24 protein-coding genes are annotated in these 24,852 nt (G+C 47.6%); 5 read left to right on the plus strand and 19 right to left on the minus strand.

Annotation, left to right across the window (positions count from 1 at the left end):
- The 11 genes from ACXLDX_RS07970 to ACXLDX_RS08020 form a co-directional block, all read right to left on the minus strand.
- The coding region (locus tag ACXLDX_RS07970; protein WP_457576660.1) for a hypothetical protein at positions 1-770 on the minus strand (770 nt) is incomplete at its 3' end.
- The gene (gene mshL, locus ACXLDX_RS07975; RefSeq protein ID WP_457576661.1) at positions 763-2,322 is read right to left on the minus strand and encodes a pilus (MSHA type) biogenesis protein MshL; all 1,560 of its coding nucleotides are present in this window, start codon (positions 2,320-2,322) and stop codon (positions 763-765) included. The genes ACXLDX_RS07970 and mshL, both read right to left, overlap by 8 nt.
- A gap of 55 nt (positions 2,323-2,377) precedes the next feature.
- Positions 2,378-2,899: a hypothetical protein gene (locus ACXLDX_RS07980; protein WP_457576662.1), complete on the minus strand. Its 522-nt coding sequence runs from the start codon at positions 2,897-2,899 to the stop codon at positions 2,378-2,380.
- Positions 2,884-3,357 (minus strand): hypothetical protein, encoded by a 474-nt coding sequence (locus tag ACXLDX_RS07985; RefSeq protein WP_457576663.1) that lies wholly within the window; start codon positions 3,355-3,357, stop codon positions 2,884-2,886. The genes ACXLDX_RS07980 and ACXLDX_RS07985 overlap by 16 nt, the downstream gene beginning before the upstream one ends.
- The gene (locus ACXLDX_RS07990; RefSeq protein ID WP_457576664.1) at positions 3,354-4,814 is read right to left on the minus strand and encodes a hypothetical protein; all 1,461 of its coding nucleotides are present in this window, start codon (positions 4,812-4,814) and stop codon (positions 3,354-3,356) included. Before ACXLDX_RS07990 ends, ACXLDX_RS07985 begins: the two co-directional genes overlap by 4 nt.
- Before the next feature lie 3 nt (positions 4,815-4,817).
- On the minus strand, positions 4,818-5,900 hold the full coding sequence (locus ACXLDX_RS07995) for an ExeA family protein (protein WP_457576665.1): 1,083 nt from the start codon (positions 5,898-5,900) through the stop codon (positions 4,818-4,820).
- A gap of 1 nt (position 5,901) precedes the next feature.
- Positions 5,902-7,104, minus strand: coding sequence for a type II secretion system F family protein (locus ACXLDX_RS08000; RefSeq protein ID WP_457576666.1), 1,203 nt, complete (start codon positions 7,102-7,104; stop codon positions 5,902-5,904).
- Positions 7,105-7,191: 87 nt separating this feature from the next.
- Positions 7,192-8,841 (minus strand): GspE/PulE family protein, encoded by a 1,650-nt coding sequence (locus tag ACXLDX_RS08005; protein WP_457576667.1) that lies wholly within the window; start codon positions 8,839-8,841, stop codon positions 7,192-7,194.
- Between the two features lie 193 nt (positions 8,842-9,034).
- A complete protein-coding gene (locus tag ACXLDX_RS08010; RefSeq protein ID WP_457576668.1) occupies positions 9,035-10,273 on the minus strand; it encodes a lactate racemase domain-containing protein in 1,239 nt (412 codons plus the stop codon).
- Positions 10,274-10,314: 41 nt separating this feature from the next.
- Positions 10,315-12,375: a TRAP transporter permease gene (locus ACXLDX_RS08015; protein WP_457576669.1), complete on the minus strand. Its 2,061-nt coding sequence runs from the start codon at positions 12,373-12,375 to the stop codon at positions 10,315-10,317.
- A gap of 91 nt (positions 12,376-12,466) precedes the next feature.
- The gene (locus ACXLDX_RS08020) at positions 12,467-13,492 is read right to left on the minus strand and encodes a TAXI family TRAP transporter solute-binding subunit (RefSeq protein WP_457576670.1); all 1,026 of its coding nucleotides are present in this window, start codon (positions 13,490-13,492) and stop codon (positions 12,467-12,469) included.
- Between the two features lie 753 nt (positions 13,493-14,245).
- Here ACXLDX_RS08020 and ACXLDX_RS08025 point away from each other — a divergent pair.
- Positions 14,246-14,578 (plus strand): carboxymuconolactone decarboxylase family protein, encoded by a 333-nt coding sequence (locus tag ACXLDX_RS08025; RefSeq protein WP_457576671.1) that lies wholly within the window; start codon positions 14,246-14,248, stop codon positions 14,576-14,578.
- Positions 14,579-14,581: 3 nt separating this feature from the next.
- Here ACXLDX_RS08025 and ACXLDX_RS08030 read toward each other — a convergent pair whose 3' ends face one another.
- The 6 genes from ACXLDX_RS08030 to nudC form a co-directional block, all read right to left on the minus strand.
- Positions 14,582-15,313 carry a TPM domain-containing protein gene (locus ACXLDX_RS08030; RefSeq protein WP_457576672.1) on the minus strand — a complete coding sequence of 244 codons (732 nt, stop codon included), beginning with the start codon at positions 15,311-15,313 and terminating at the stop codon, positions 14,582-14,584.
- On the minus strand, positions 15,234-16,121 hold the full coding sequence (locus ACXLDX_RS08035; protein WP_457576673.1) for a TPM domain-containing protein: 888 nt from the start codon (positions 16,119-16,121) through the stop codon (positions 15,234-15,236). Before ACXLDX_RS08035 ends, ACXLDX_RS08030 begins: the two co-directional genes overlap by 80 nt.
- A gap of 3 nt (positions 16,122-16,124) precedes the next feature.
- Positions 16,125-16,709, minus strand: a complete 585-nt coding sequence (locus ACXLDX_RS08040; protein ID WP_457576674.1) for a LemA family protein — start codon at positions 16,707-16,709, stop codon at positions 16,125-16,127.
- 200 nt (positions 16,710-16,909) lie between these two features.
- On the minus strand, positions 16,910-17,218 hold the full coding sequence (locus ACXLDX_RS08045; RefSeq protein ID WP_457576675.1) for a hypothetical protein: 309 nt from the start codon (positions 17,216-17,218) through the stop codon (positions 16,910-16,912).
- A gap of 16 nt (positions 17,219-17,234) precedes the next feature.
- On the minus strand, positions 17,235-18,140 hold the full coding sequence (locus ACXLDX_RS08050) for a DMT family transporter (protein ID WP_457576676.1): 906 nt from the start codon (positions 18,138-18,140) through the stop codon (positions 17,235-17,237).
- A 91-nt stretch (positions 18,141-18,231) separates the two neighbouring features.
- A complete protein-coding gene (nudC, locus tag ACXLDX_RS08055; RefSeq protein ID WP_457576677.1) occupies positions 18,232-19,065 on the minus strand; it encodes an NAD(+) diphosphatase in 834 nt (277 codons plus the stop codon).
- A gap of 205 nt (positions 19,066-19,270) precedes the next feature.
- On the opposite strand from nudC, the gene ACXLDX_RS08060 reads away from it, so the two are divergent.
- Positions 19,271-19,849 carry a response regulator gene (locus ACXLDX_RS08060; protein ID WP_457576678.1) on the plus strand — a complete coding sequence of 193 codons (579 nt, stop codon included), beginning with the start codon at positions 19,271-19,273 and terminating at the stop codon, positions 19,847-19,849.
- 82 nt (positions 19,850-19,931) lie between these two features.
- Here ACXLDX_RS08060 and ACXLDX_RS08065 read toward each other — a convergent pair whose 3' ends face one another.
- Entirely contained in the window at positions 19,932-20,339 is a 408-nt protein-coding gene (locus tag ACXLDX_RS08065; protein ID WP_457576679.1) for a desulfoferrodoxin family protein, read from the minus strand.
- Positions 20,340-20,434: 95 nt separating this feature from the next.
- Between ACXLDX_RS08065 and ACXLDX_RS08070 the strand changes: the two genes are divergently transcribed.
- From ACXLDX_RS08070 to ACXLDX_RS08080, 3 genes are read left to right on the plus strand one after another with little or no spacing between them, the layout of a single operon-like run.
- On the plus strand, positions 20,435-22,831 hold the full coding sequence (locus ACXLDX_RS08070; protein WP_457576680.1) for a diguanylate cyclase: 2,397 nt from the start codon (positions 20,435-20,437) through the stop codon (positions 22,829-22,831).
- A 5-nt stretch (positions 22,832-22,836) separates the two neighbouring features.
- Positions 22,837-23,262, plus strand: coding sequence for a GNAT family acetyltransferase (locus ACXLDX_RS08075; protein ID WP_457576681.1), 426 nt, complete (start codon positions 22,837-22,839; stop codon positions 23,260-23,262).
- Positions 23,263-23,282: 20 nt separating this feature from the next.
- The gene (locus tag ACXLDX_RS08080) at positions 23,283-24,101 is read left to right on the plus strand and encodes an alpha/beta hydrolase family protein (RefSeq protein ID WP_457576682.1); all 819 of its coding nucleotides are present in this window, start codon (positions 23,283-23,285) and stop codon (positions 24,099-24,101) included.
- Between the two features lie 172 nt (positions 24,102-24,273).
- Here ACXLDX_RS08080 and ACXLDX_RS08085 read toward each other — a convergent pair whose 3' ends face one another.
- Entirely contained in the window at positions 24,274-24,447 is a 174-nt protein-coding gene (locus ACXLDX_RS08085) for a hypothetical protein (RefSeq protein WP_457576683.1), read from the minus strand.
- Between the last annotated feature and the right edge of the window lie 405 nt (positions 24,448-24,852).

The following is a 24,852-nucleotide window of genomic DNA, read 5'->3' on the forward strand; positions in this document are numbered from 1 at the left end:
CCTGCCGCCAGATTATTGGCCGTTGCCGGTGATTTTTTGAGTTTCCACGCACGGCGATACAGTATGACGGCTCCTTCCATATCTCCTTCTTTTCTTCTTTCTTCGGCTTGATACAGTATTTGCTGAACAGTTTTTTTCAGTTCTTCCAGATGTCTTTCCAGTTGAACTGCCGGTTCGGGTCTGTCGACGAAAACTTCCTGTTTTTCGGGAAAAGACTCATTTATTTCAGGATTGGAAATTGCTGCCCGGTGTTGAGGGAGTATCAGTATTTTTTCTGAAAATTTCACCAGCGAAGATCGTTTTTTCGCGGCTGGATTTTTATTTATTTTTTGCGGCAGATTGTGGCGTTTCTGCCATCCTGATTTATGTGATTCGGAAAAATTGTTCGTTTCATGTTTTATCTGAAAATCCACGGCTGAGGTTTGTATTGCCGCAGCCGGGATCTTTATCGGCTTTTTGTGGCTGAGCCATGGAGTCCGGCCATGCCGGTTTTTCTCAGTTGTTCTGATTTCCTTTTCCTCTTTCACAGGGGGTTGTACTGTGTCCGGTTTCAGGTCGGGAATCAGACTGCTTTCAAAGGAGTAGAGTTTGGCGTGATTACTCAGGTAAAAAAGAATCACACCTCCCAGGACAATAAGAAAAAGCAGGATCAGGAAAATTGTCCTGAATGGTCTGGCCGATTGTTTTTTGACAATATTACCCTCAGGTGAAGGCGGTTCCGGTATGTTTTGCTGTTCAATTTTCTGCAGTGCCTCAAAAAGTTTACTCATGGGCCTTCCCGTCTTGATCAACAATGTGAACCTGCAGGACTACAACCATCTCCACCTTTTTTCTCTCTGTTGTTTCCATGCTGAAAAGTCTGCCGAAAAGGGGGAGATCCGCAAGGATCGGCACGGATATTTCCTCCTTGTCGTCAAATTCCATGATCAGCCCGCCAAGCAGGACAATATCACCGGAATGGATTCTCGAAACCGTTGACAATTCGCGGAGGTTGACAGTTGGCAGGGTGAGTTGATACGGGGAGACAAGAGAACCGAAAGAAACAGTTTCAAGTTTGACTAGATCGCTTTTTATGGGGACAATATGCAGTGAAACCATGTCGTCATCTTCGATCACCGGGGTCACCCCAAGCAGTATGCCGTCGAAAACAGAGCCGATTTCAGTCGAAAAATCGGTTGTTCTGTTGTCTCCTGTGCCTTCACTGTTCTGTTCAAAGCTCCTCAGGTAGGAGACGGACTGACCGACACTGAGCATGGCTGCCTGACCGTTCATTGTTTTCAGTCTCGGGTTGGAAAGGACCGTGAGAGTGCCATATTCTTCAAGGGCCCTGAAGATCCCATTCATATTGGAGTATTTTGAACTGATATTCATGGAGTAAAACGAATCCGTCTGGCTGACACTGGGGGTAATCGTCACTGTGGCCCCGGATGAGGCGAGAAGCGCATGTTTTGATATAAGACCTCCGACGTTGCGCCAGTCTATTCCGAGCTGGTGTTTCCTGCTGAGACCCACTTCAATGATCTTTGCCTCAATCAGGACCTGGCGGCGATATTTATTTCTGAGAGCTGTAATATACTGTTCAATGTCCTCCATGGTATCGGGCCGTGCCTTGATCATCACTGTTCCGGTTTGTCTGTTCAGGGCAAAGCTGCCATCTGTTTCGATCATTTTTTCAATCGTTTTTTCAATATTGCCATAGATATCGGAAATGGTTTCATCTGCACCTCCTTCAATACCGAAATGTCCGGACAAAGGGGATGAGGTTATCTGATTTCGCTGGCCGGAGTTTGTGCCAAGGACATCACCACCAACTTTGAAACTTGATTTTCTGATGGATGCGAGGAAGTCAAGGTCAAGGATTTTCCGGGCGTAAGGTTCTATGTAAATGGTCCCGTGTTTTTCATGCCAGACAATATTGAGCATTCTGCACGTGGCATCAAGAATGGAGCGGATTGTCATCTCCTGGTACTCTGCCGTGATTTTCCGGTTAAGGGAAACCTCTGTGGATAACACGAGATTCAGAGAGGATGCGTGGGCCAGGGCCTGAAGGACCTGGGTAGCCTCTTCCTGGATAAAACTCATGGACAGACGCTCGCTGTCAAGGGGCGACAGTTTTTTGAACCGGGGCGAAGGGGCTGGTGGGATTTCCACCTGTTTGAGTGGTGCAGGTGGGGATGCCGGTTCAGTCTTCGCGATTCGTACGGCTGGTTCTGGTTGCGTTAATGGTGCTGCCATCTTTGTTTTTCGCCCGCAACCGGAAAGATTGAGGCAGATGAGCAGGACAAATATCAGATGTATCGGAAGAGAAACCTTCTTGATCATTGTAGTATTCCGGTTTGAGGTAATAAAATCATAAAGTTGTTGTCCCCGTAACCAGTCAGGGTTTGAGTTCAGCCGTTTTTTCGTTTTCTTCAGTGTGGAAGATACCAAGATTATCGATAAGAATACTTTCCCCGGTGGCCAGAAAATATTTCCCGGTTCGAGTTGCATACCAGACACCGTTTTTTTTAATTGTTATGAGTTTGAAAAATTGCGTTTTTTCACCTTCCTTCATCATCTGCCCATTGATCCAGCACAACCTTTTACGAGGACTGATAACGACAAGGTCCAGAGTGATGGAGTGGAGATTGACCCGTTCACGGGCGGGCCGTATTTCCTGAAGTGGAATGAAAGGATCCCGATATATTGCCGCAGTTCTGCCTGTCCGCTCTTCCATGGTCAGCGGGTTTGTGATTTTGCTGAGGTCAATATTCAACTGTGGTATGGGGGAAGAGGGTGGACCAGGAGGAACATCCGCTCTGGAACTCAGCCATATCGCCAGAACGGATGAGGCGATGAGCAGCAGTGGAACTGAGCCGATGCGTAACCAGGCAAGGGTCTTGTCTATTGGCAGAGACATAAATAATAACCTTTGAGTTTAAAGCCGATTTCATCCTCCGGCTGTCGGAAAGGGGGGGAGTTGCTGTCGTCTGTATTGTCCTTTTCCCTGTTGAATTTTTCCAGGGAAAAAACTTCCAGGGTAAAAGTTCTTTCCTTAGAATAGACACCATCCAGTCGATGGAGCAGTTCCATAAACGAAATATTTTTCCAGAAAAAATTCACTTCCTCCCATTGTATTTCTCCGGGAACATTCAGGATATCCGACCGGGCAGCAAGGGTTTTTTTATACTGCCGCAATTGTCTTTCTGTCTGAACAATCTGCTGTTTTTTCGTCATCAGAAGAATTTGCCGTTGTGCCAGTTGTGTGGATTTTTTTTCTCCCTGCAGGTAAAAATAGAGACTGCAGCTGAAAAAGAGTATAAGAACCAGTTGGAGAAAAACGGTGGGTTTGCCCGGGAGATCCAAAAGGTTTTTCATTGTTTTTCCTCCTTTCGTACCCAGAGCTGTCCCTTGAGATAACCATTTTTCTCAGATTCCAGATATCCCCATTCAATGTTTTTCAGGGCAAATGATCTGGAAAGATTTGTTACGGTTTTTTCAAAATCGGCACGGACATTTCTATAGTTTCCTGCGGTGCTGAAGGAGATATCCATAACGACAGATTTTTTCTGGTTGCCTTCCGGTGTCTGCGGTTCGATTGTGATATTTTTCTGCTGACTGGGATTGGCATATCCGGGTGGTGGGAGGGTTGATCCTGTTGTTTTTCCTGTCGGGAATACAGGTGTGGCTTTTCTGACTGTCAATTTCTCAATATGGATCGTTTTTGGTATTGCCAGTGCGAGAGTTTCAAAGAGATTCGACAGCCGAGGCTCAAGAATACCCCGGCCAATGATATCCAGGTAGTGTTCCAGATTTTTCAAGCTGTCCGAGGCAGGCAGGTTTCTCCGAAGTATTTCAGTGCGTTCGTCCAGCACGACCTGCTGTTTTGACAGCTGCTTCTCCAGGGAACTGTTCTGCTGATGGGTGTTCCAGGCGAGGACTGACAACCCGACTGCCGCCAGGGTACAGAGTGTCGTCGTCCAGTTGTTTATCTTTTTTATTTTATGGGAGAAAGAATATTCCGGCGGGAGATAACTGTACTCCTGTCCGATAAAAAGAGTTCCATACAGTTCAGGCCAGTCGCAGATCGACTGTCTGCTGGTTGAGATCGGCAGGGACTTCCAGTCCGGCTCCAGCCTGTCGAGTCCTGTCTCACCAATATCAATGGATTTTCTTCTTTCTCCCATGATGAGGAGCTGGGCCTTTTCAATCTGGAAATCACGTAACAGGGCCTGTCTGCATACTGAGATAGCATGATTGAGCATGGTTGAGTCAAATTCGCCCGGGCCTGTCATGGGAAAAGGTTGCATGTAGAGTGGGGTGCCGTTTCTGAAGGCTGTCAGTTCACTGCTGTTTTCCCGGGCCATAATGACAATAAGAGGGTCAGAAGTGAATTGAGCGGTCAATGCTCCCAGGGCGGCAATCGATGGGGTTGCAGTGCGTATGAAGGTGCGTTTTCGGACAATATTTTCTATCACGGGCCAGACATCATTCCTGGGCAGGATTATAAGGCTGTGCAGCCTTTTTTCCCCTTTTGCATCAAGAATTTTGTAGGTGATGGCACTTTTCACACCCTCATCCATGAGTGCCCGGTTTTCCAGTTGTCTTTCCACATGCATCAACAGAAGCTTATGGGCCAGAGGGGGAAAATCTTCTAAAAGAACCATTGCCTGACTTGATGCAAACGAAAGAAGCAGTGTTTTTTTGAGTCCCGACGATTCAAGTCGTTCATGCTCTTTCACCGGCGTGCAGATATATTTACCGCCCTTTTTCCGGACATCGGTACGGAGGTATTTGCCCTGGCCTGTGGAGAGTGCTAAATGTGTCAGTGCCATATTTTAATACCTGATGATTGTGCTGTTTCCGCCTCTTTTATGTCGGCGAATAACGATGTCATGAATGGTGATTCTGCCGTACCCGCTCCCGTGTTTGATTTGTTTCTCAGTTTTTTCAACTGTGAAAAGGGTTTTTTTCAGGTTTTTTATAGTGAATGACGGCTGGAGGATATTGAAATAATGAATAAAAAAGAGAGCCGCGAAACAGGTGGCAGTTACCATGTAAAGGAGCCTGCTTTTCGGCAGAAAATTCTTTTTCCGACCTGTTTCCGGCAGTGTTTCCAAACTTTTTTTAACATGTGCTGCGGTTAATTTTCCGGAAGAATCTGCGCAGCCGAACAGAAGAGTTCTGTCCATTAACCTGTTGATCAGCCTGGGAATCCCAAGGCTGTTTTTAAAGAGAAGTCTGCCTGCACTGCGGCTGATAGGCAGTCCCCCCTGCCCTGCCTGGGCCAGTCGAAAGTTGATGTAATCAATTGTTTCTTTTCTGTTCAGGGGGCGCAGGTTCTCGCTGATCACAATACGCTGATTGAGTTGTCCAAGCAGTGGATCCTGCAGTTTTTCTCCAAGACCGGGTTGGCCGACCAGCAGAATCTGCATGAGCTTTCTGTCGCTTGTTTCAACGTTTGACAGCATTCTCAATTGTTCAAGGCTTTCTATTGGCAGGTTCTGGGCCTCATCGATGATAATGAGCAGTTCCTTTTTGTTGCGTGCCATGGTCAGCAGGGTTTTTTGAAAATGCGTGAGCAGCGAGGCCATATCGTTTTCCTGACTGGTATTTTCACCCAGTTCTGTCAGGATCATTCGCAGGAGCCCCTGCGGGTTTACTGTTGGACTGAGAAGGACAGCAGGAACCTTGTTCCTGTCGATCTCTTTAAGGAGAATGCGGATGAGCAGGGTCTTTCCGGTTCCGGCTTCTCCAATCAAAACCATAAAACCTTCTCCTCTCTGCAGGGTATGTTTCAGTGTTGCACGGGCGGCAAGATGTGGAGGTGCCGGGAAAAAAAAATCAGGATCGGGGGAGAGCCCGAAAGGAGCTTTATGGAGGTTATAGCACTTAAGATATTGAGGTGTTTTATCTTGCATATTATTGGATAGTGGCAATCAGATCATATATGGGGCCGAGGAGACCGAGGATGATAACGAGAAAAACCAGGCCGGCGACTGAGATTATAAGCGGTTCCAGGGTCTTGGACATCATTTCGACAAGATTGTTGACCTTTTTCATGTAGTAGTCGGCGAGTATCTGAAACTGTTCCGGCATATTGCCTGTCTGTTCACCGACCTTGACCATACGCAGCACAAATGGTTCGAAAAATTTCAGTCTTGAGATCGATTCCGACATGGAATCGCCGGCAATTATCTCTTTTTTAATATTATGAATACCTTCCTTCAGCACCTGGTGGCTGACTGATTCCTCCATCAGCTCCAGGGTACGGATAATATGGATTCCACCCGAGGTGAGCAGTGACGAGTATTCAAAGAAGAAGGCAAGCTGGGACGATCTGAAAATAATACCAACCAGGGGGAAATAACTCCAGAAATTGTCCCATAAATAGCGAATTTTAAGGTTTTTCCTGCTCACCAGAAAAATGATGAACAGCACGAGAAAGAAGCCGGGAATAACGGGCCACCATGAGTTGAAAATTTCCACCGAGGCTATCAGGGCCCGGGTTGCCAGGGGGAGTTCCTTCATACCCATGGAAGTGAACAGCCCCAGAAGCTGGGGAAGGACGTAGACCATCCAGAATGTCAAGGCCCCCAGCATGGCAAAGAGGACAAAGGCCGGATAGGTCAGGGCCCTGCGCGTGGAGGAAATAATATCGTGTACTTTTTCAAGGTGTTGTGCCGCGTCACGCAGGGTTCTGTCCATCTCCCCTGTTTCTTCACCGATGGCGACCAGGGGCAGGAGTATTTTGGGGATGTGCCGTTTCTCGGCTTCAAGAGCTTTAGAAAAAAGGATTCCTTCTTCCAGTCGTTTTATGACTCTGCTGAAAACCCGTCGTATTACAGGTTGGCCCGGACCGCTTATCAGGTCCTGCAGGGCATCACGCAGGGGGATTCCTCCTTTCAGGAGCAGGGCCAGGTTTCTGAAAAATTCAGCGAGCTGCAACCGTGTCATACGGCTGCTGGACAGAAAGCCCCTGCCTAAGATGTTTTTACGATAATGAATAAGGTCCAGACCGTCTTTCTGCAGCTGATCAAAAAGGTCAGCAACAGTGGCAAATTCACCTTCGGCCTTGAGCAGGTCTCCGGTCTGGTTCATGGCTGTATAGCGGTAATATGGCATGTGACTGCTTATGGAGCTCTATGAATTTATATTAACTTTTCAGGATGTTATCCGAAAAATGTTCATGAAGCCTTTATGGATTCAGGGTTATCCCATTACCCTCTGCAGTTCTTCAAGGCTTGTAACACCGGCCATCACTTTCTGTCGGGCGGAATGCATGAGATCTGTAAAACCCTCCTGTTCCGCCTGATCACGTATCTTCCCAAGAGGAGCATCCTCCGCTATCAGGCGCAGAATCGAATCACTGAGCTCCAGGATTTCCGACACACACTCCCGGCCGAGGAACCCGCTGCCCTTACAGAGTGCACAGCTTCCGGCCGTGAAATAGGTATGGTCTGCTGGTAGATCGTAGGCTTTGAGAAGGTGGTCATCGTATTTTTTTTCAATTCTGCAGTCCGGGCAGAGTTTCCGGACCAGTCGCTGGGCCATGACTCCCACCAGGGAAGTGGAAAGCAGGTATGGAGAAACCCCGAGGTCCTTGAGCCTGGCAAGAGCTCCGATTGCGGTATTGGTGTGCAGGGTGGAGAGAACCAGGTGACCGGTCAGGGCAGCCCGGATACCAAGTATTGCCGTTTCTTCATCTCTTATTTCCCCCACCAGCATGACATCCGGATCCTGGCGAAGAAAGGTTCTGATCGCAGAAGAAAAAGTATAGCCGGCTTTTTCGTTGACCTGTGTCTGTCGGACCATCAGCAGCTCATATTCAATGGGGTCTTCAACAGTGAGAATATTTTTGCCTATGGCGTCCTGGCCCCGCAGAGCTGCATACAGGGTAGTTGTTTTACCACTGCCGGTGGGACCTGTCACAAGAACCATGCCGTAGGGATGACCAAAGAGTTTTTCTATTTTCCGGACCTTGTCTGTTTCAAAACCCAGATCCCTTATACTGAACGCGGAACTGCCCCGGGATGCGAGAAGTCGCATGACCATGTTTTCGCCGAAATTTGTGCGGACTGTGGAGATACGGACATCAAAACTTTCACCGAGAAACTCAAAGGAGAGGCGACCGTCCTGGGGCTTGCGCTGTTCGGAAATATCCATTCCTGCCCGAACCTTGAGAGTTGTAATCAGGCGATTGTGCAGAGGCTTTGGAAAAACATGGGCCAGCTGTAATACTCCATCGACACGGAACATGACCCTTGTGGTGATGTCACTGGCCGAAATATGAACATCGGTTACCCTGTAACTGACTGCGGATCCCAGAAGATTATCCACAAGCTTTTCCACATTGACATCGGCATTGCTGTTACGGCGCAACCGCCCGGTTATCAGCGATATTTCTTCTTCAATGGGATTTTCGAGCAGGAAATAAAACCGTTCAATCAGTTTTTTCAGCTCACTTTCTCCACCCACATGACTTTTGATAAATTTACCGGTTGCCCTGTATGCCTGTTCTTCAGCCACTCCTGAAAAAGGATCAGCCACCGCGATATGCAGGGTTGTTTCATCTTCAAAAAGGGGAAGAAAGGAAAACTGCTTGGCAATACGTGAGGGTACCTTGACCAGAAGATTCTGATCCGGTGTGAATGCCCGGAGGTCGATAAACGGGTGCTTGGACTGCTGAGCCAGAACCCGGGAGAGGTCACTGTCGGTCAGTACACCCAGCCTCATGAGGCATTCGCCCAGCCTCTCTCCGGTGGCTTTCTGCTCCCTGAGTGAGAATTCAATCTGTTGTTCGGTAACCAGGTTGTGCTCTTTGAGAAGCGTACCGAGTTGCGGTTTTTTCTGTTTTTCCAAAGCTGTTCTAAAAATAATTTTTCAAGGTGCCTTTAAAAATAAAAAAAGTTACCTGAAAAAGGTGAGAGAAAGATAAAGCATTAATAATCCAATACCTTACTTTATCATCATACTTTTGACTTGAACAGAAAAAAAAGTGGAGGGAAAATATTGGCCGAAAGAGCCTGGAAAAATCTGTGGCACCTGTGAGGAGTTACGGTTTTTTCACAAGCAGACTGCCGTTACTGATCCATGCAGAAGCTGTTTCTGTGGAGGCAAGCAGTTTTTCCACCTCGTGGTGCTGCCATTTTTCCACACCTATCAGACGGCATGTTTCGGCATCAAGGCTGGTGACCATTCCGATTCGTATTCTCTTCACCTTGGTCATCATGGCAAGGGCGGTACCTCCATTTCCCCGGTAATTTTCAGCCAGTGCTTCAAAAGCTTTTTCAAAGTTCCCCATCCTGAACCAGGGTAGAAAAGTCCCGGAACCTATTCCGTCCCGACATTCACTGTAGATAATCAGCAGGCCGCCGTCTTTTACAAACATGGCGCTGTTATGAATTGCCTTGTGGCTCTGGATAAAATTGATGTCCTTGGGAAATCCGCCACAGGAGGCGATGACCAGGTCAAACAGTTCCGATTCAATTTCACAGTGTTGTCCATGAACAGCACAACCATTGAAGTATTCCTGAACACTGTTGCCGATCAATAGATTACAGACATGTCCGTTGGAATCCAGAATCCCGTGGATGGCCATATCAGCCGGTTTTCGGGATGCAATTTCCGCCAGGTCCTCTGCCAGAGGGTTGTTTTTCAGTCTGCCCGGCTGACACCCGGTGGCAAGACCAGTTTCTTCGAGATAAAGAGAGTGGTTTTTATAGATAGCTTTTCTCTCTCCACAGCCTGGGAAGAGGAGTTTTCGTCCGCCGCCGTAACCGGCAAAATAGTGGTGAACAATCGGGCCCATTGTAATTACGCAGCTTGCCTCCAGGATATCTTTCCGAAATCGTATTGGGGTTCCCCGGGAAGTTGTTCCGAGGTCGGCAAAGAGTTTTCTGTCATCGCAGTTGTGGTGGATGAAGGGAAAGCGGTCAAACGTGTTCCCGTAAAGTTGCCTGCTTTCCCCGTCACTCTGTACAGGATGAGTTCCATAGGCGATGATGAACCGGAGGTTTTTCGGGTGCATGCCGTATTGCTCAAGAACTGCAATGAGCGGAGGCAGGTAAACGGGATAATCACAGAGTCTGGTTTTGTCGGTGACGATGATGACAGGTCTTGAAAGATCAAGAGGGTGTGTCTTGAGAAAACTGGAAAGATTCCCTGTGAACAGTGTGCGGTTCATCGCGGGCGAGGGGTCAGAAATATTCAGCTCAATACTGTTTGCCGGAACTGTTACAGGGAGGATGTCTTTTCCAAAAGCAATTTCACGGGATCTGCCGGTATCTTTCATTTGTATTTGATTAAGATGTGTTCTGAGTTTGAACGAAAACTCTAAGCTTTCAAGACTTGTACCTGTCCTTTTTTCACATTGAAAAACAACAGGAAGGCAAAAGCAGTGGCCGCTGCCGAATGAATCAGCAAGTTTGAGGGTGCCAGCATGAAAAAAGCCAGAGCCAGTGCGACCAGCCTGGAAATCCAGCTCAGTTTCTGTTCAAGATATCCCTGGATGGCTCCGGTAAAGGCATAAACTCCGATGAGGGCGAAAAGGAATATTGAGATCACCTCGTACCATGAACCACCCAGGAAGGGGGTGTAGGCAAAAAGCAGTGGCATGATATAGATTCCCTTGGCAATCTTCCATGACTCCAGTCCAGTCGACATGGGCGGAGTTTTGGCAATGGCCGCTGCGGTGAAGGCGGTCAGGCAGACCGGTGGCGTAACATTGCTGTCCTGGCTGAGCCAGAAAATAATCATATGCGCGGAGAGCAGGGCAAAGGTGGCCGTGCCACCTCCTACGGCAATATCGCGCAGGGTTCCGGCCAGATCCGGAGGCACGGCGGCCAGGAGAGCCGCAGCCTGATCCAGTCCCATTGACTGGTTCAGCAGACCGACCTTTTCAGGCAGGGCCAGCATGAAGATCGCTTTTGCTTCTTCGGAAAGAAGGCCGGCGGCAATCAGCTCAATGAGCTTATTGTCAATAATCAGATTGTAGAGGGCCGGTGCCGACAGGGTTCCGAGAACAATATAGGCGGCAGTGACCGGCAGTCCCATTCCGAGCACCAGGGAAGCTAGGGCGATCAGGATTATGGCAATGATAAGACTGTGTCCAGCCCAGTTGGTGATCATGAGAGAAAAGGTGTTGCCGATCCCCGTGGTGGCGATAACGTTGACAATCAGTCCGACACTGCAGAGGAGAATGGCTGTCATGGTCATGTTTTTTGCCCCCAGAGCCAGGGCTTCCAGAATAGCCCGCGGTCCCATCCGGTTCGGGGTAAGCCATGAGGCGACAATAACGGCGAGGATCGATATTCCGGCAGCATACGTTGGGGTAAATCCGAAAACGAGCAGGCCTATCAGAACCGTTATGGGGAGAAGAAAGGGGAGCCCGCCTTCTTTCAATACTTCCATTGGTTTTATTCTTTCATCCTCTATAACCTGGACATTTCTCTTTTTGGCTTCGATCCGGACAAAGAAGGCCACTGTTGCAAAGTAAAGAATAGCCGGAAGTACACTGACCGTCACTATTGTCGTGTAAGGAATCTGGGTGTAACTTGCCATGACAAAGGCTCCTGCTCCCATGATGGGAGGCATGAGCTGGCCTCCTGTGGATGCAGCGGCTTCAACACCGGCAGCGAACTTTGGAGGGAATCCTGCTTTTTTCATCAGCGGGATAGTGATCACGCCGGTGGATGCAGTGTTGGCGACAGCGGAACCTGAAATTGTACCTGTCAACCCTGAAGCGAATACAGCAACCAGGCCGGGGCCCCCGACAGTTCTTCCGGCAACGGCCCTTGCCAGGTTGATGACGAAGTCACCTGCACCGGAACGCAGGAGAAAGGCACCGAACAGGATAAACATGAAGACGAAGGTGGATGAGATTCTGGCAATATTTCCGAATAAGCCGTCGTCCCCATAAATCGATCTGAAGAGAATGGTTTCTGAAGTCAGCCCGCTGAATCGAAAGACACCGTCCAGCAGTCCCCCCCACCAGCCCACATACGTCAGGGCGAGGACAATGAGAACGGGAATAATCAGGCCCGTAGTGCGCCGGGTCAGTTCAAGTGCCGAGAGAAGAAGAAGGATACCGGCAACCCATTCGGGGAGGGCCAGGTGGACGCCGCGGGCATAGATGGCATCTTCCATTGATATCAAATAGAGTGCTGATATTGCGGCTGTAATACCTATGATAATATCAATCGTCAGGATGAAACTGGAGCGTTCTTTCTTTCCTGAAAACATGGGGTAGGAAAGGGTACAGAGAATTGCAAACCCGGAATAATGGAGAGAATTCTGCCATAACCCGGGCAGTATACCGAAAATATTAAAGTAGATATGGAGCAGGGATATGGCAATTCCGATAAAAAACAGCGCCTTTTCAATTTTTTTTTGCACCGTACGCCTCCAGGTTAGACCGATTTGTATTGTTTCATCCTGACGGATTCAGGGCTGTGAAAATGTGAATCTGTGACAGATTCCGGGATACTTACCTGGCAATAAGATTTTCCGGTATTTTCAGGCCGATTTCACGATAATACCGTGCGGCACCTGGGTGAAGGGGCATGGGCAGTCCGGCCAGAGCCTTTTCAGGTTTGATGGCTTTGGTTGCCTTGTGGATGGCGTTGAGAAACGGCAGGTTTTCGTAAATAGTTTTTGTAATCTGATAGACAGCCTCCTCGTCCACGTCTGCCCGCACCGCAAGAAAATTTGGTTGTGCGATGGTTTTTACATCTTTGTCCTGGCTGGGATAGGTTCCCGCGGGGATAATATATCTTGTCCAGAGATTCAGACCGCCGTCAGCTTTTTTTGCCTGTTCATCAGTAAAATCAAGAATGGTCACTTTTTTTCCCATGGCCGCAAGGGCCCTGGTAACTGCTCCGGCTGGAACACCGGCCGGGGTCGACATGCCGACAATCTGCCCGTTCTGCAGGGCATCGGCACTGGGGCCGTAGCCCACGTGGATCAGTTTAAAATCCTTCTCAGCATCCAGGCCGAGGTTGCGAAGGATTGTCTTGTTGGAGCCGATTGTACCTGAGTTCTTTTTTCCAAGGGAAAGTCTTTCCCCTTTCAGTCCTGCGATATCGGCGATGGTTCCTGTCTTTGCCCTGCTTGAAAGGATTGTGAACTGCTCAACATTCTGCCAGAGCATGGTTACAGACCTGAGCTCTTTCTGGGGTCCATCCTGCTTCAGGGGCCCTTTTCCGTTCCAGGCGTAGTAGCCGAAAAGTCCCTGGAGAATGGCAAACTGGGCCTCGTTTTCACGCAGAAGCTTGACGTTTTCACCGGAACCAGCCGAGTTGATGGCTGACATTCCGATTTTCAGCTTTGGCTGCAGTTTGACCTTGGTGAGCGTGGAAATTGCCACTCCAACCGGATAATAGGTGCCGCCGGTACTGGCGGTTGCAAGCAGGAAGTTTTGTGGTTCTGGTGCGGCAAGGGCACTTCCCGTCAGAAAAAGTCCCGTCATACAGGCGGCTACAGCAAATCTTTTTAACAGCAGTTCTAACTTCATATCAGTCTCCAGATAGAATGAAATCTTCAGCTTCCATTTCAACAGGACAATGGAAACCCCTTTCGATTATCCTGAATCCGTGATTTTTTTGTTTTTCATTAAGCGGTAATATATTGAAAAGACAATTGAAAATATTAATATAGTCGATGTGTTGCCATATAATTCTCACGGATTCTAAATGATTTAACAGCAAAAAATATACCATGATGAATTTTTGCAGACCGAAGTGTAGAATCCGTGATCATTTTCCGGCGATACGTCCTCTTTTTGAAACAGGCCTGACTCTGAATTTTATGATTGTATTACAGAAAGTTAATAAAAAAATCTCCAGGTTGTCACAGATTCAGGAAAGCGAACAGGGGGGGTAAAATATCAGGGAGAGACAGTATCAGTCTGTGCACTGACCTGGAACCGATAGGCAGGGGCAAACCAATTCCGGGGATTGCATCGGCAATATTTTGCCGATGCGATCCCCGGTCTGTCAGGAACGGTTTAGCGTTTTGATTCAGTTATACCGTGAATTTTGTACCTGATTGGAAAACAATTTCATTAAATTAACAACATTGATTCACAGGTAGTAAAATCATATAGTTGTTGTCCCCGTGAGCCGTTACAACAATCTGGGACGGCAGGAAATACATGGCCTTTTTATCGGTGTAAATGAGTGTTGTGGCAGTTTATGGGAAAAGGTCTTATAATGAACTGCAGGGTGTTAAATAAATCGAAAAACCTTCAGCCGGACAGGGGTGGATTATGGATAAATTTCATTCCAGTAACAGAACCTATCATGATATTTCAAAGCGCTACCCGGATGTAATTGAAGCGCTGGAAAGACTCGGGACGACAATCAGGGGGCTGGGTCCTCTGGACGAAAAAACCAGCCACCTGATTCAGATTGCCGCAGCAGCAACAGGAAGGTCGGAAGGAGCCGTCCATTCTCACACCAGGCGCGCCATTAAGGCCGGCGCCACAAGAGAAGAAATATATCATACCTTGCTTCTGCTCATCTCCACCATAGGTTTTCCCCAGACCATGGCGGCTATTTCCTGGTGCAGGGATATACTGGAAGGCTCAGGAGGCGAGTAGAAGTCAGCGGATAATGATATTGTGGAGTTCATCCTTGTCGTTTTCCTTGATGGGAAAATGACTGCTTAGAATCTTGCCTATTTTTCGTACACCGTTGCAGATGGCTTCACACTTGTTGTCTTCTTTAATACCATGGGTGAGATCAGAGATTATTGCGTCCCAGGTACTCTGGTCGATTTTCTCGTTGATTCGGCAATCCCCAAGGATCCAGACTTTCTTCTCCATGACGGAGATATAGAGCAGAACGCCGTTTTCGTCTTCTGTTTTGTAGAGTTGTTCCGTATAAAAAGAAGTTATGGCTCCTTCGCTGACCTCTTCTTCCACCTGCAGCGGGTCGAGAAAAAATCTTTTCAAACTGTTTGAACGGTTGGCGAAGGGATGAATTGTGATATAAAAGATTGAAAATAGGGCCAGGAAAAACCATATGTTCTGAGACCCTATCCATATTGCCGGTCCGAGAACCATATTGGCGATGAGTGCCAGGGGCAGGGCAAAAAGTACTGTGCCGGTTATCGCGGCTGTCGGATAACTGTGGGATCTTGAAACAACCATTACTACAATTTCTCCGGAAGTTTTCAGCTCCATTTCATGGACAGTTTCAGTGATCTTCTTCTGTTCTTCTTCGCTGAGAAATTTTTGTGCCATTGTTGCCATCTCACCATCCTCCGGAGGAGCCGCCGCCGCCAAATCCGCCACCGCCACCACTGAATCCGCCGCCGCCACTGAAACCGCCAAAAGATCCCCCGGAGCCGTGGGACCAGCCACCTGAATGGCCGGAACGGGTTGAAGAGCCGGGGGTAGCTGCCAGATAACCCAGAAAACCACCTGCAGGAACAAGGGCAAGCAGATAAAGGCCCAGGCCGAAAAACAGGTAGGTGAGCAGAGGAGCCAGAATAGCGCCGATAGTCACTGCCAGACCTCTTTTTTTCTGGAACATTCTGCCCAGGTTGAAAAAGGCGAAAAGAATAAAAATTAAAAATCCTGAAAAGTCGTTGTTGCTTTTTCTGGTCCTGGATGTAAAGGCAGAGGCGTCAAATTCTCCCTTTACCGCGGCTGTTATTGCCGCAATACCATCTATGACGCCCTGGTCAAAATTGCCACTTTTGAATTTCGGGGTAATGATGTTCCTGATGATCCGTCCCGCTGTCAGGTCTGTGAGAGAACCTTCAAGTCCGTACCCCACTTCTATACGGATCTTTCTTTCTTTTTTGGCGATGAGAAGCAGAACTCCATTGTCGGCATCCTTTTGCCCCAGTTGCCATGTTTCGGCAACTTTGAGTGAATAATCCTCAAGGCTTTCCCCTTCCAGTGAGTTGACAGTAAGTACTACTATCTGGGTTGATTCCTTCTGTTCAAAATCTGCAAGAATGCTTTCAAGCTGGTTCGCTGTGGAGGGGGAGAGGAGGGAACCATTATCGATAACCCTGCCGGTCAGCGGGGGAACCGCTTTTGCCCGGACCTGCATGGGTGAAAACACCGCAGAAATGCACAATGTCAACAGCAGGATAAGGAGGTTTCTCGGGTTCAGGTTCAAATCTTCCATGTCCTAAAATTTTACCTTCGGTACGGCTTTTGCGCCTTCGTCCGCCTTGAAGTATTCCTTTCTTTCAAGATGAAGGAGAAGAGAGTTTGTCAGGCTGGCGGGAAAGACACGTATGGCCCTGTTGAACACCTCAACCGCTTTGTTGTATCTCTGGCGGGCGACATTGATTCGGTTTTCCGTCCCTTCCAGCTGGCTTTGAAGATCGAGGAAGTTCTGGTTTGCCTTCAGGTCGGGATACCGTTCCACCACAAGCATGAGCTTGGAGAGTGCGCTGGTTAACCCTCCCTGGGCAGCCTGGAGTTTCTGCATGGCGGCCGGATTACTCAGATCGTCGGTAGTGAGCTGAACAGCACCGGCTCTTGAACGGGCGTTGATCACTGCCTCCAGGGTTTCTGCCTCGTGTTTCGCGTACCCCTTGACGGTTTCTACCAGGTTGGGAATCAGATCGGCGCGACGTTGCAGGGTGGACTCAACATCGGCCCAGGCCTTGAACACGGCCTCTTCCTTGACCTGAAGAGAGTTATAACCGCATCCTGCCAGAGAAACAATAACAAAGAACAGCAGTATGGATCGGGTTAGACGAATCATAAATCCTCCTGGAAAGAAATGATTAAACTGGGACTATAACATGAAGATGAACCGAAAGTAATTATTTTTTTAACGTATCATGTTTTGTGAATCTTCGGGATTTCTAGAATGGATCGGAAGCCGTGATGCTCAATGCTTTTTTTCAGGCACGAAGGAAAAACACTAAAAAATATCTTTAAGGCACACTTCAAAGCATTTCCCTAGATTTTTTGATGAATCCGTTCAAGTTGTTTCGGGTCCGAAAATTTGAAGAGTCTCAGTTTGCGGCTTCGGGGAAATTCTCTTTTAAAAATGGATTTAAGCTTTCTGGGCAGTTCCTCTTCAGCAAACACCCATTCATTATCCTGGTAGCCTTTTTCTCTGACCGTGACTCTGCCGTTTCCTTCCTTGATTATTGCCACGGTACGGTTGCGTTTATAGGATAAAATTTCCACTCCGCCCTTTTCATTGCTGCGAAGCAGAATCCGTTTGATTTCGTGAAAAACAGTGTCGATGTTGACAAGAGCCATGGTTCTTTCCGTTCTGCTATGTCTTCCCTGCCATATTGGTTGCCGATATTCCAACTATGATCAGAAAACCTCCTGCAAGGACCACAGGCTGAATTGTTTCATCCAGCAGAAGATAGGCAAGAAGAAGAGCGAAAAAAGGTACGAGGTTGATAAAGACCGCAGTACGGCTGGGGCCGATTATTTTTATTCCCCTGTAATAGAGGGAAAAACCTATTGCTGTCCCGAAAATACCAAGATACGCGAGACTGAGCCAGTTCAAAATAGAAATGGAATAAAGAGAATCGGCCAGGTTGTCCCGTGCTGCCGGAACTGCCAGGAGCAGTGTTCCGGCTATCGAGGAATAGCAGACTGTGACGAGGGGGGAGAGTCTGGTCAGAATGGATCGACCGATGATTGAATAGAGTGCCCAGCTCAACACACAGCCAAGAAGTGCCTTTTCGCCGGGTCCAATTCCTCCATGGAAGAGCAGCTGAAGTCTGCCGTTGCTGATGACAAGCAGAGCTCCAAACAGGGAGATGAGAATGCCGCCGAACTGTCTGAAGTTTAACCGTTCATTTGTGAACAGGGCAGCCAGAAGGGTGATGGTGAGAGGGGTAAAGGCGATAATCAGGGCTGCTCTTCCGGCGCTGATATATTTCAATCCTGTGAAAAAACATATGTTGTAAGCGAAGACTCCAGTCAGGCCGAGCAGAAAAAGAATAATCCACTGTCCTTTTCGGGGGACTGGCAGTTTTTTCCCTGAGAGTTTTATTATTGCGAGTAACGAGAGGGAGGCGATGGCGAACCGGAGAAAACTGGAATTTGCCGGGGAAAGATCAGTCGCCAGCATACGACCGGCAATAAAAGTTCCACCCCAGAAAAGGGTTGTGAGTATCAGGGAGGAAAAGGTCAGGATTTTCATTGTTTTTTGTAATCGGGCCATAGAGTCCGGCCATGCCGGTTTATCCCACTATATACAGAACTCAGCTGGATAAAGCAGGTATATCTCCAATTCGGCTGAGTTTCATGGGTAGTCAGAATTTTTTATGCAGAAAAAGTTCGATAAGATGTCTGGCAATACTTATTCTGGCCGGCAGAGGCGGAAGGTTATCCCTGGAAAACCAGGCGGCATCTTCAATCTCCCTGTCGTCCATCTGGATTGTTCCTCCTTTGTAACTACTGGAAAAAGCGGCCATTATAGAATGGGGAAAGGGCCATGGCTGGCTTCCCTCGTAATGAATATTGCAGATGTCCAGGCTGACCTCCTCCCTGACTTCCCTTGCGACCGCTTCTTCAAATGTTTCCCCCGGCTCAACGAATCCCGCCAGGGTTGAATACATACCTTCGGGAAAATGCGGTGATCGTGCCAGGAGGATCCTGTCTCCATCGATGACGGACATGATGACAGCCGGCGACAGACGGGGGAAGCTGGTAAAACTGCAGGAAGGGCAGATTTTGGCAAGTTCCCTGCGACGCACACGCATTCGTGTGCCGCATTGTCCACAGAAGACATGGTTTGTATACCAGTGGAGTATCTGTATCGCCCGGCCGGCCAGGGCATAGAGCTCATCATCAATTTTTCCGTAAAGAGGGCGCAGACCGGCAAAATCGTAGGATTCGTTCTTTGGGATCTCCTCCAGGTCAGCAATATAGACCCCGGTATTTGCGTATGAGCCGATATACTGTGCGAACCGTGTTTTGAGTCCCAGCAGCCGGGGGGCGATTTTACAGATTTGCACACAGTTTTCTGTTTTTATTGTCAGAAATTTTTTTCGGTGAAAACTGAACCAGATTTCATCCGTTACCGGGCTGGAGTCGGGTGATGAACTCGAAAAAAATGGCTGTGGCAGGGAAAAAGGAGAAGACATATGCCGTACTCAGAATGAGGAAAAGATAACCGTATGATCAGTCTACTGAACAGTTCCGGGGGGAAATGTCAAGTCACAGGGAGAAATTTTTTGTTGGACAAAGGGATAAAATATCAGGATAATAAAGATATTAGAAGATTATTCCGGCATTGTCCGCCAAATGACTGCCGTAATCGGGTTTAAGGTTCTGTAATGGAGAAAGAGAGTGAAAATTTTAATTGCGGAAGATGAATTTACAACAAGAATGCTTGTTCAGGTCAGCCTTGAGAACTGGGGATATCGAGTGGAGAGTGTTGTGGACGGCAATCAGGCATGGGAAATCCTCCAGCGAAGAGAAGCTCCGCATATCGCCATACTTGACTGGGAAATGCCTGAACTGGACGGGGTCGAAGTTTGCCGGATGGTCAAGGAGATGGAAAGAGAGAATCCTCCTTATATCATTCTGCTTACAGCCAGAGACAGTAAAAAGGATATTGTGGACGGATTTGATGCGGGCGCGGACGACTATATGACCAAACCTTTTGATGACAATGAATTGAGGGCCCGTGTACGTGTCGCAGAGAGACTGGTCCGTACACAGACGTCTCTTACTGAAACGGTTGCTGAACTGAAAGAGGTACTCAATCAGCTTGAAATGATTCAGGGCGGAATGACTGTGTGCCCATCATGTCATAAGATTTTCAACAATGATGATGACTGCTGGTATTCAATTGAAGAAACAGTAATCCGGCAGAATGACCTGCACTTTATTCATACCGTCTGCCCTGACTGCAGCGGGAAGTGAGTGGAAACTTTCCCACTCTTTTCTGCCTGGGTCAGGATTTCTTTGATTTTATCACCAGCCGGTCACGGTTGCAGGATGGTGGTCAGACTGTGGTTTCGTTCACCCAGAAATCATGCAGATTGCAGAAACTCGTGGCATATATTTTCCCAGAATAACCGGTCGGCAGCGTATATTCGGAAACAGCTTCAGGTGTATCAGGATGAAAGGTCGTGCTGCCGATGACAGAGCCGTCAGCCAGTACCAGTGTATGTCTGACAATGTAATGCTGTTCACTCATGGGGTGTCTGGTTTTGATAGTAATTTTTCCCTGGTTGTTGGAAATTACCGGTAGATGTGATCCAACTTTTTTCTCCCATTTGCCGGGATTGTTTTCGGTGTAGATGATACCGGAATATTTATTCTCCGAAGCTCTCAAGGGAACAGCCTGTCCCAGGGCAAGGAGAGAAGCTGCAACTGCAGATGTTTTTAAAAAAGTTCTTCTGTTTTCCATGGGCCACCTCTTTATGGGAATGATTGCTGTTCTTGTAACGATAGGTGACAGTATTGAAAAGTCAAGGGGATGAGAATGAAGCGACAGGATAAAAAATGTCTTTGAGAGCAAAAGTGGCGGTCTATCTCTGCACGGTTTTTATGGTGTCGTCACTGGTGATTCTGGCTGTAAACCTGTTTATCCTGTTTCCCAGCCTGGGGAGAATTGAACGTCGTCATGCCAGGCAGAACATGGATCGCATAAAAAATGCCGTAAAGAAAGAGCTGAAGTATCTTGATTCCCTCTGCCATGACTGGTCCGCCTGGAATGAAACTTATGATTTTGCTGCATCCCCGACGAGTGAGTATAGAAAAAACAACCTTGGATATCACACATATTCCAATAACAGGTTGAATCTGATTGCTATCGTTAACAGACAGGGCAGGATAATCTACAGTCAGGTGTGGGATCTGAATTCCAGAAAGCGGCTTGATTCCGGAGAATTCACTGAAAACAGAATTATCAGAGAACACCCGCTGGTCAATTTCGCACGACAGGGTGCGTTGTCGGAGTGGAAGGTCAGTGGCATTTACATGGGAGAAACGGGACCGGTTTTTATCAGTTCCAGACCTGTATTGACCAGTGATAATCGTGGCCCCAGGCAGGGGACTCTGATCTTCGGGCGTTTTTTTGATGCATTTTTTATTCGGGATCTTGTTAACCAGACCCTGGTGGATTTTACCCTGATCAATATCACCGCAGAAAAAACAAGTCCTCCAGTTCGGTCCATTCTGCAGAAGTTGTCTTCTAAAACTCCTTATTATTTTCAGAAAAAAAATAAAGATACACTGTTCGGCTATTCTCTGCTGCGTGATATTGAAGGGAAAAAGGCACTGCTTGTGAAAGCGTCAATTTCCCGTGAAATTACAGCCAGGGGTGCCGCCGCCCTGAGGCTGTCTCTGGTTCTTACTTTTCTCTCTGCCGTGGTCTCTCTTCTGGCGCTGGTCTGGATTCTGAACAAAAACATTGCTGGTCCGCTGAGCAGGCTGACGGATCATGTTCTGGCTGCGGGGGAAAACAGTACCCGTTTTCTGAATCCGATACCTGACAGACATGATGAAATAGGAGCCCTGGCGGCTGAGTTTGAACGAATAGTCCTTATGCTGGAACACCGTGCGGAGGAATTGCTTGAAGCAAATGAAAAGCTCAGGCGTGATATAATCATTCGCCGGGAGACAGAAAAGAAACTCAGGGAAAGCGAGGAGCGCTTTCGTATTCTCCATGATGCCTCTTTTGGCGGTATCGGGATCCATGATGGCGGGATAATCCTGGATGCAAACAGGATGCTTGCCGAGATGACAGGGTATGAATTTGATGAACTGCTGGGGATGGACGGTCTGCAGCTTATTGCTCCCCGATGGCGGGATATGGTGAGGGAGAAGATACGAGCAGGTGATGAAAATCCTTATGATGTTGAGGGATTGAAAAAGGACGGGACTGTTTTCCCACTGGAAGTGCAGGGGAAGGCCATTCCTTATTATGGAAGAACGGTTCGGATAACTGAATCGCGGGATATTACACTGCGAAAAAAAGTGGAGGAGGAACTGAAGAGAGTTCACAGGGAATTGACGGCCATTTTTGAAAACGGTGCTGTGGGGATAATGTTTCTCAGGGGCGGTCGCCACCTTGTTCGTGCAAACAGAAGGGCCCTTGAACTGCTCGGATATGATTCCATGGAAGAGGTGAAAGGACTGTCAATGAAGAAAATACATGTCTCGGAAGAAAGATATGATGAGTTTGGCAGAAACTATTATAATTCTCTTCTCAGCGGAGAAATGATTCAGGTTGAATACCAATTGAAACGTCGGGATGGTACTGTTTTCTGGGCAAATCTGTCTGGAAAGGCCATCGATTCAAAGATGCCGCCGGATCTGAGTAAGGGCGTGGTATGGATGTTTGATGATATAACTGAAAAGAAGAAAAATGAAGAAAAGCTGAAAGAGCTCGCGATTAAAGATCCCCTGACCGGTATTTTCAACAGAAGATATTTTATGGAACAGGGGAAAGTTGAATTCGAACGGCAACGTCGCTACGGCCAGGGATTATCAATGATTATGATCGATATTGACCGGTTTAAATCCGTTAATGATCGATATGGTCACGATGTTGGAGACATGGTTCTGACAAGGTTTACAAAACTTGGTTCTGCAATTGTCAGAGAATCGGATATTTTTGCCCGTATCGGTGGTGAAGAGTTTGCCGTTCTTCTTCCTGCAACCGCACTTGCTGATGCCTGTGTTATTGCCGAGAGACTGAGAAAATCCCAGGAGAAAGAACGGATTGTGACCGATGATGAAGGGTTGGCTGTTACTTTGAGCTGCGGTGTCTTTGAATGTGAAAAAGATGTGGAAAGTTTTGAAAATATGGTAAAAATGTGTGATATTGCTCTTTACAGAGCAAAGGAGGAAGGGCGAAACCGGGTTGTCTGCACGGGTTCATGGGTGAAAGATTGAGTATTATGAAAATAAGGTGTTTTTCAGAAGGAGATGGGGCACAGGTCCTTTCTCTCTGGCGGGCGTGTGGTCTTGTTGCTCCCCAGAACGATCCTGTCAAGGATATTGAGCGGAAAATAAGAAGAGACAGAGAAAATTTCCTGGTGGGGGAATTGTCCGACCTCCTTATTGCTACCTGTATGGTTGGTTATGACGGACACAGGGGGTGGATCAATTACCTGGCAGTATCTCCAGCGTTCCGTCGCCGGGGTTATGGTGCGGAAATGATGTCACGGGCGGAGGTGTTGCTCAGAGAGCAGGGTTGTCCTAAGATTAATCTGCAGGTCAGGGCTGTCAATTCGGCTGTAATCCGGTTTTACAGGTCGATTGGTTTTGGCGTAGATGAGGTGGTAAGTCTGGGAAAGAGGCTGGAGAGTGATCAGAATTCCTGACGGTACCCGGGGAATGAAAAATGGTTCGAAAAAAGAAAAAAATGTTCGCGGCAGCTGACGGAACTGCGCTTGATGTTTTAATCTCTTCTCCCGGAACTGTTTCCAGAGGTGTTATCCTGATCTATCCTTGTATTGGCGGGACTACGAGAATGTATATGATCCCCCATGAAGAACTGACCGCCCGTGGTTATACTGTTGTGGAATTTCATCCCCGGGCCCATGGCAGGTCAGAAGGGCAGATGTCCATGGCCCGTTCACTGAAAGATCTTTACTATCTGCTCTTTTCCACCGGGTTAAGTGAATACCCGATAACTGCGGTTGCTCACAGTGCAGGTTGCAATGCACTGCTCCAGATAAATCTTTCGGCATTACATTTTGAGAGGGTGTTTTTTGTTCAGCCGGTATTCAGTTTTGCTGAATCAATGGAGTACATGTATAAAACAGGAACGGACAGAGAATTTCTGGATGCCGTTTCCCGATGGACATCAGACAGGGAGAAGCTGGAACGTTATCTTTGTTCGGAGAGGTGGCTTGAACCTGCTGTCTGGCACAGAGAGAGGTTGCGGCAAAAAATAAATGCAATTTCAGTGAATTTTCGACTGGGAGATTTCCTGGAGGATTTTTATATTCCTGGATTTGAGACCATTAATCACATTTACAGCATACGGGACAGACTGATTTTTTATCTGTCAACGACAGATCGATGGTACCCTGTTTCCACCACCAGGCGGGCGGCAGAGACATTCACTATTCCAGTCGTCTTTATGGAACAATCGGAAGATCACTTTCTTCAGGGATGCTGGGATGATATCTGGAATGATATTCTTAAGAGAATATAATGGATGTAACTAGTGTCCCGTCAACACTGCTCTGACGTATCTTGCTTGTCATTTTTCGCGCCATCCCGCCTGCGGCTTATGTTACATAGCTCAACTATGCGCTCAAAGCCGCAGACAGAATGGCACAAAAAATTACAGCGCAATATTACGTCATTTCATTGTTGACGTGACACTAGTCTTTTTTGATCATATTAAAAAGAATATTGGTCCCCGCATCCAGTACCGCTTTAACTCCTGCGACTTTCCCGATAGCTGCCATTCTTTCCATACAGGTGACCGCAACGAGATAGAGCAACTCACTGTTGCTTTCATTTTTTATATAATAAAGAATCTGTTTTTCCGACATTTGTCATCTCCTGTTAATAGGCAAAATATCCGGTGCTGAAAAGATCCGTAAAACAAGTTATAAGTTGTAACAGTATACCAACCGGCGCAAAAGATGCATTATGTTCTTCCCGGGTAACTACTCACAGGGGTAGCAATTATATGATTTTATTACATCTGAACTGTAATTGCTCACAGGTGCCGCAGATTTTTGCAGGCTCTTTTGTTCGCTTTTACCTACCTATGCGGACAAAAGAGACCGTGAAAAGCTGGGGTGCCTGTGAGTAATTACCTTCCCGCTACAAAGAAACAAGGGAGAAAGCAGACAATGAAAGAGGAATATAACTATACCTTGACGGTTCCGCTCAAGGACACCGGAAAAGCACTTGCACTTCTTGAGGAGGCAAGGAAAAACAATCCGAAAATG

Source organism: Desulfomarina sp. (genome assembly GCF_054039375.1).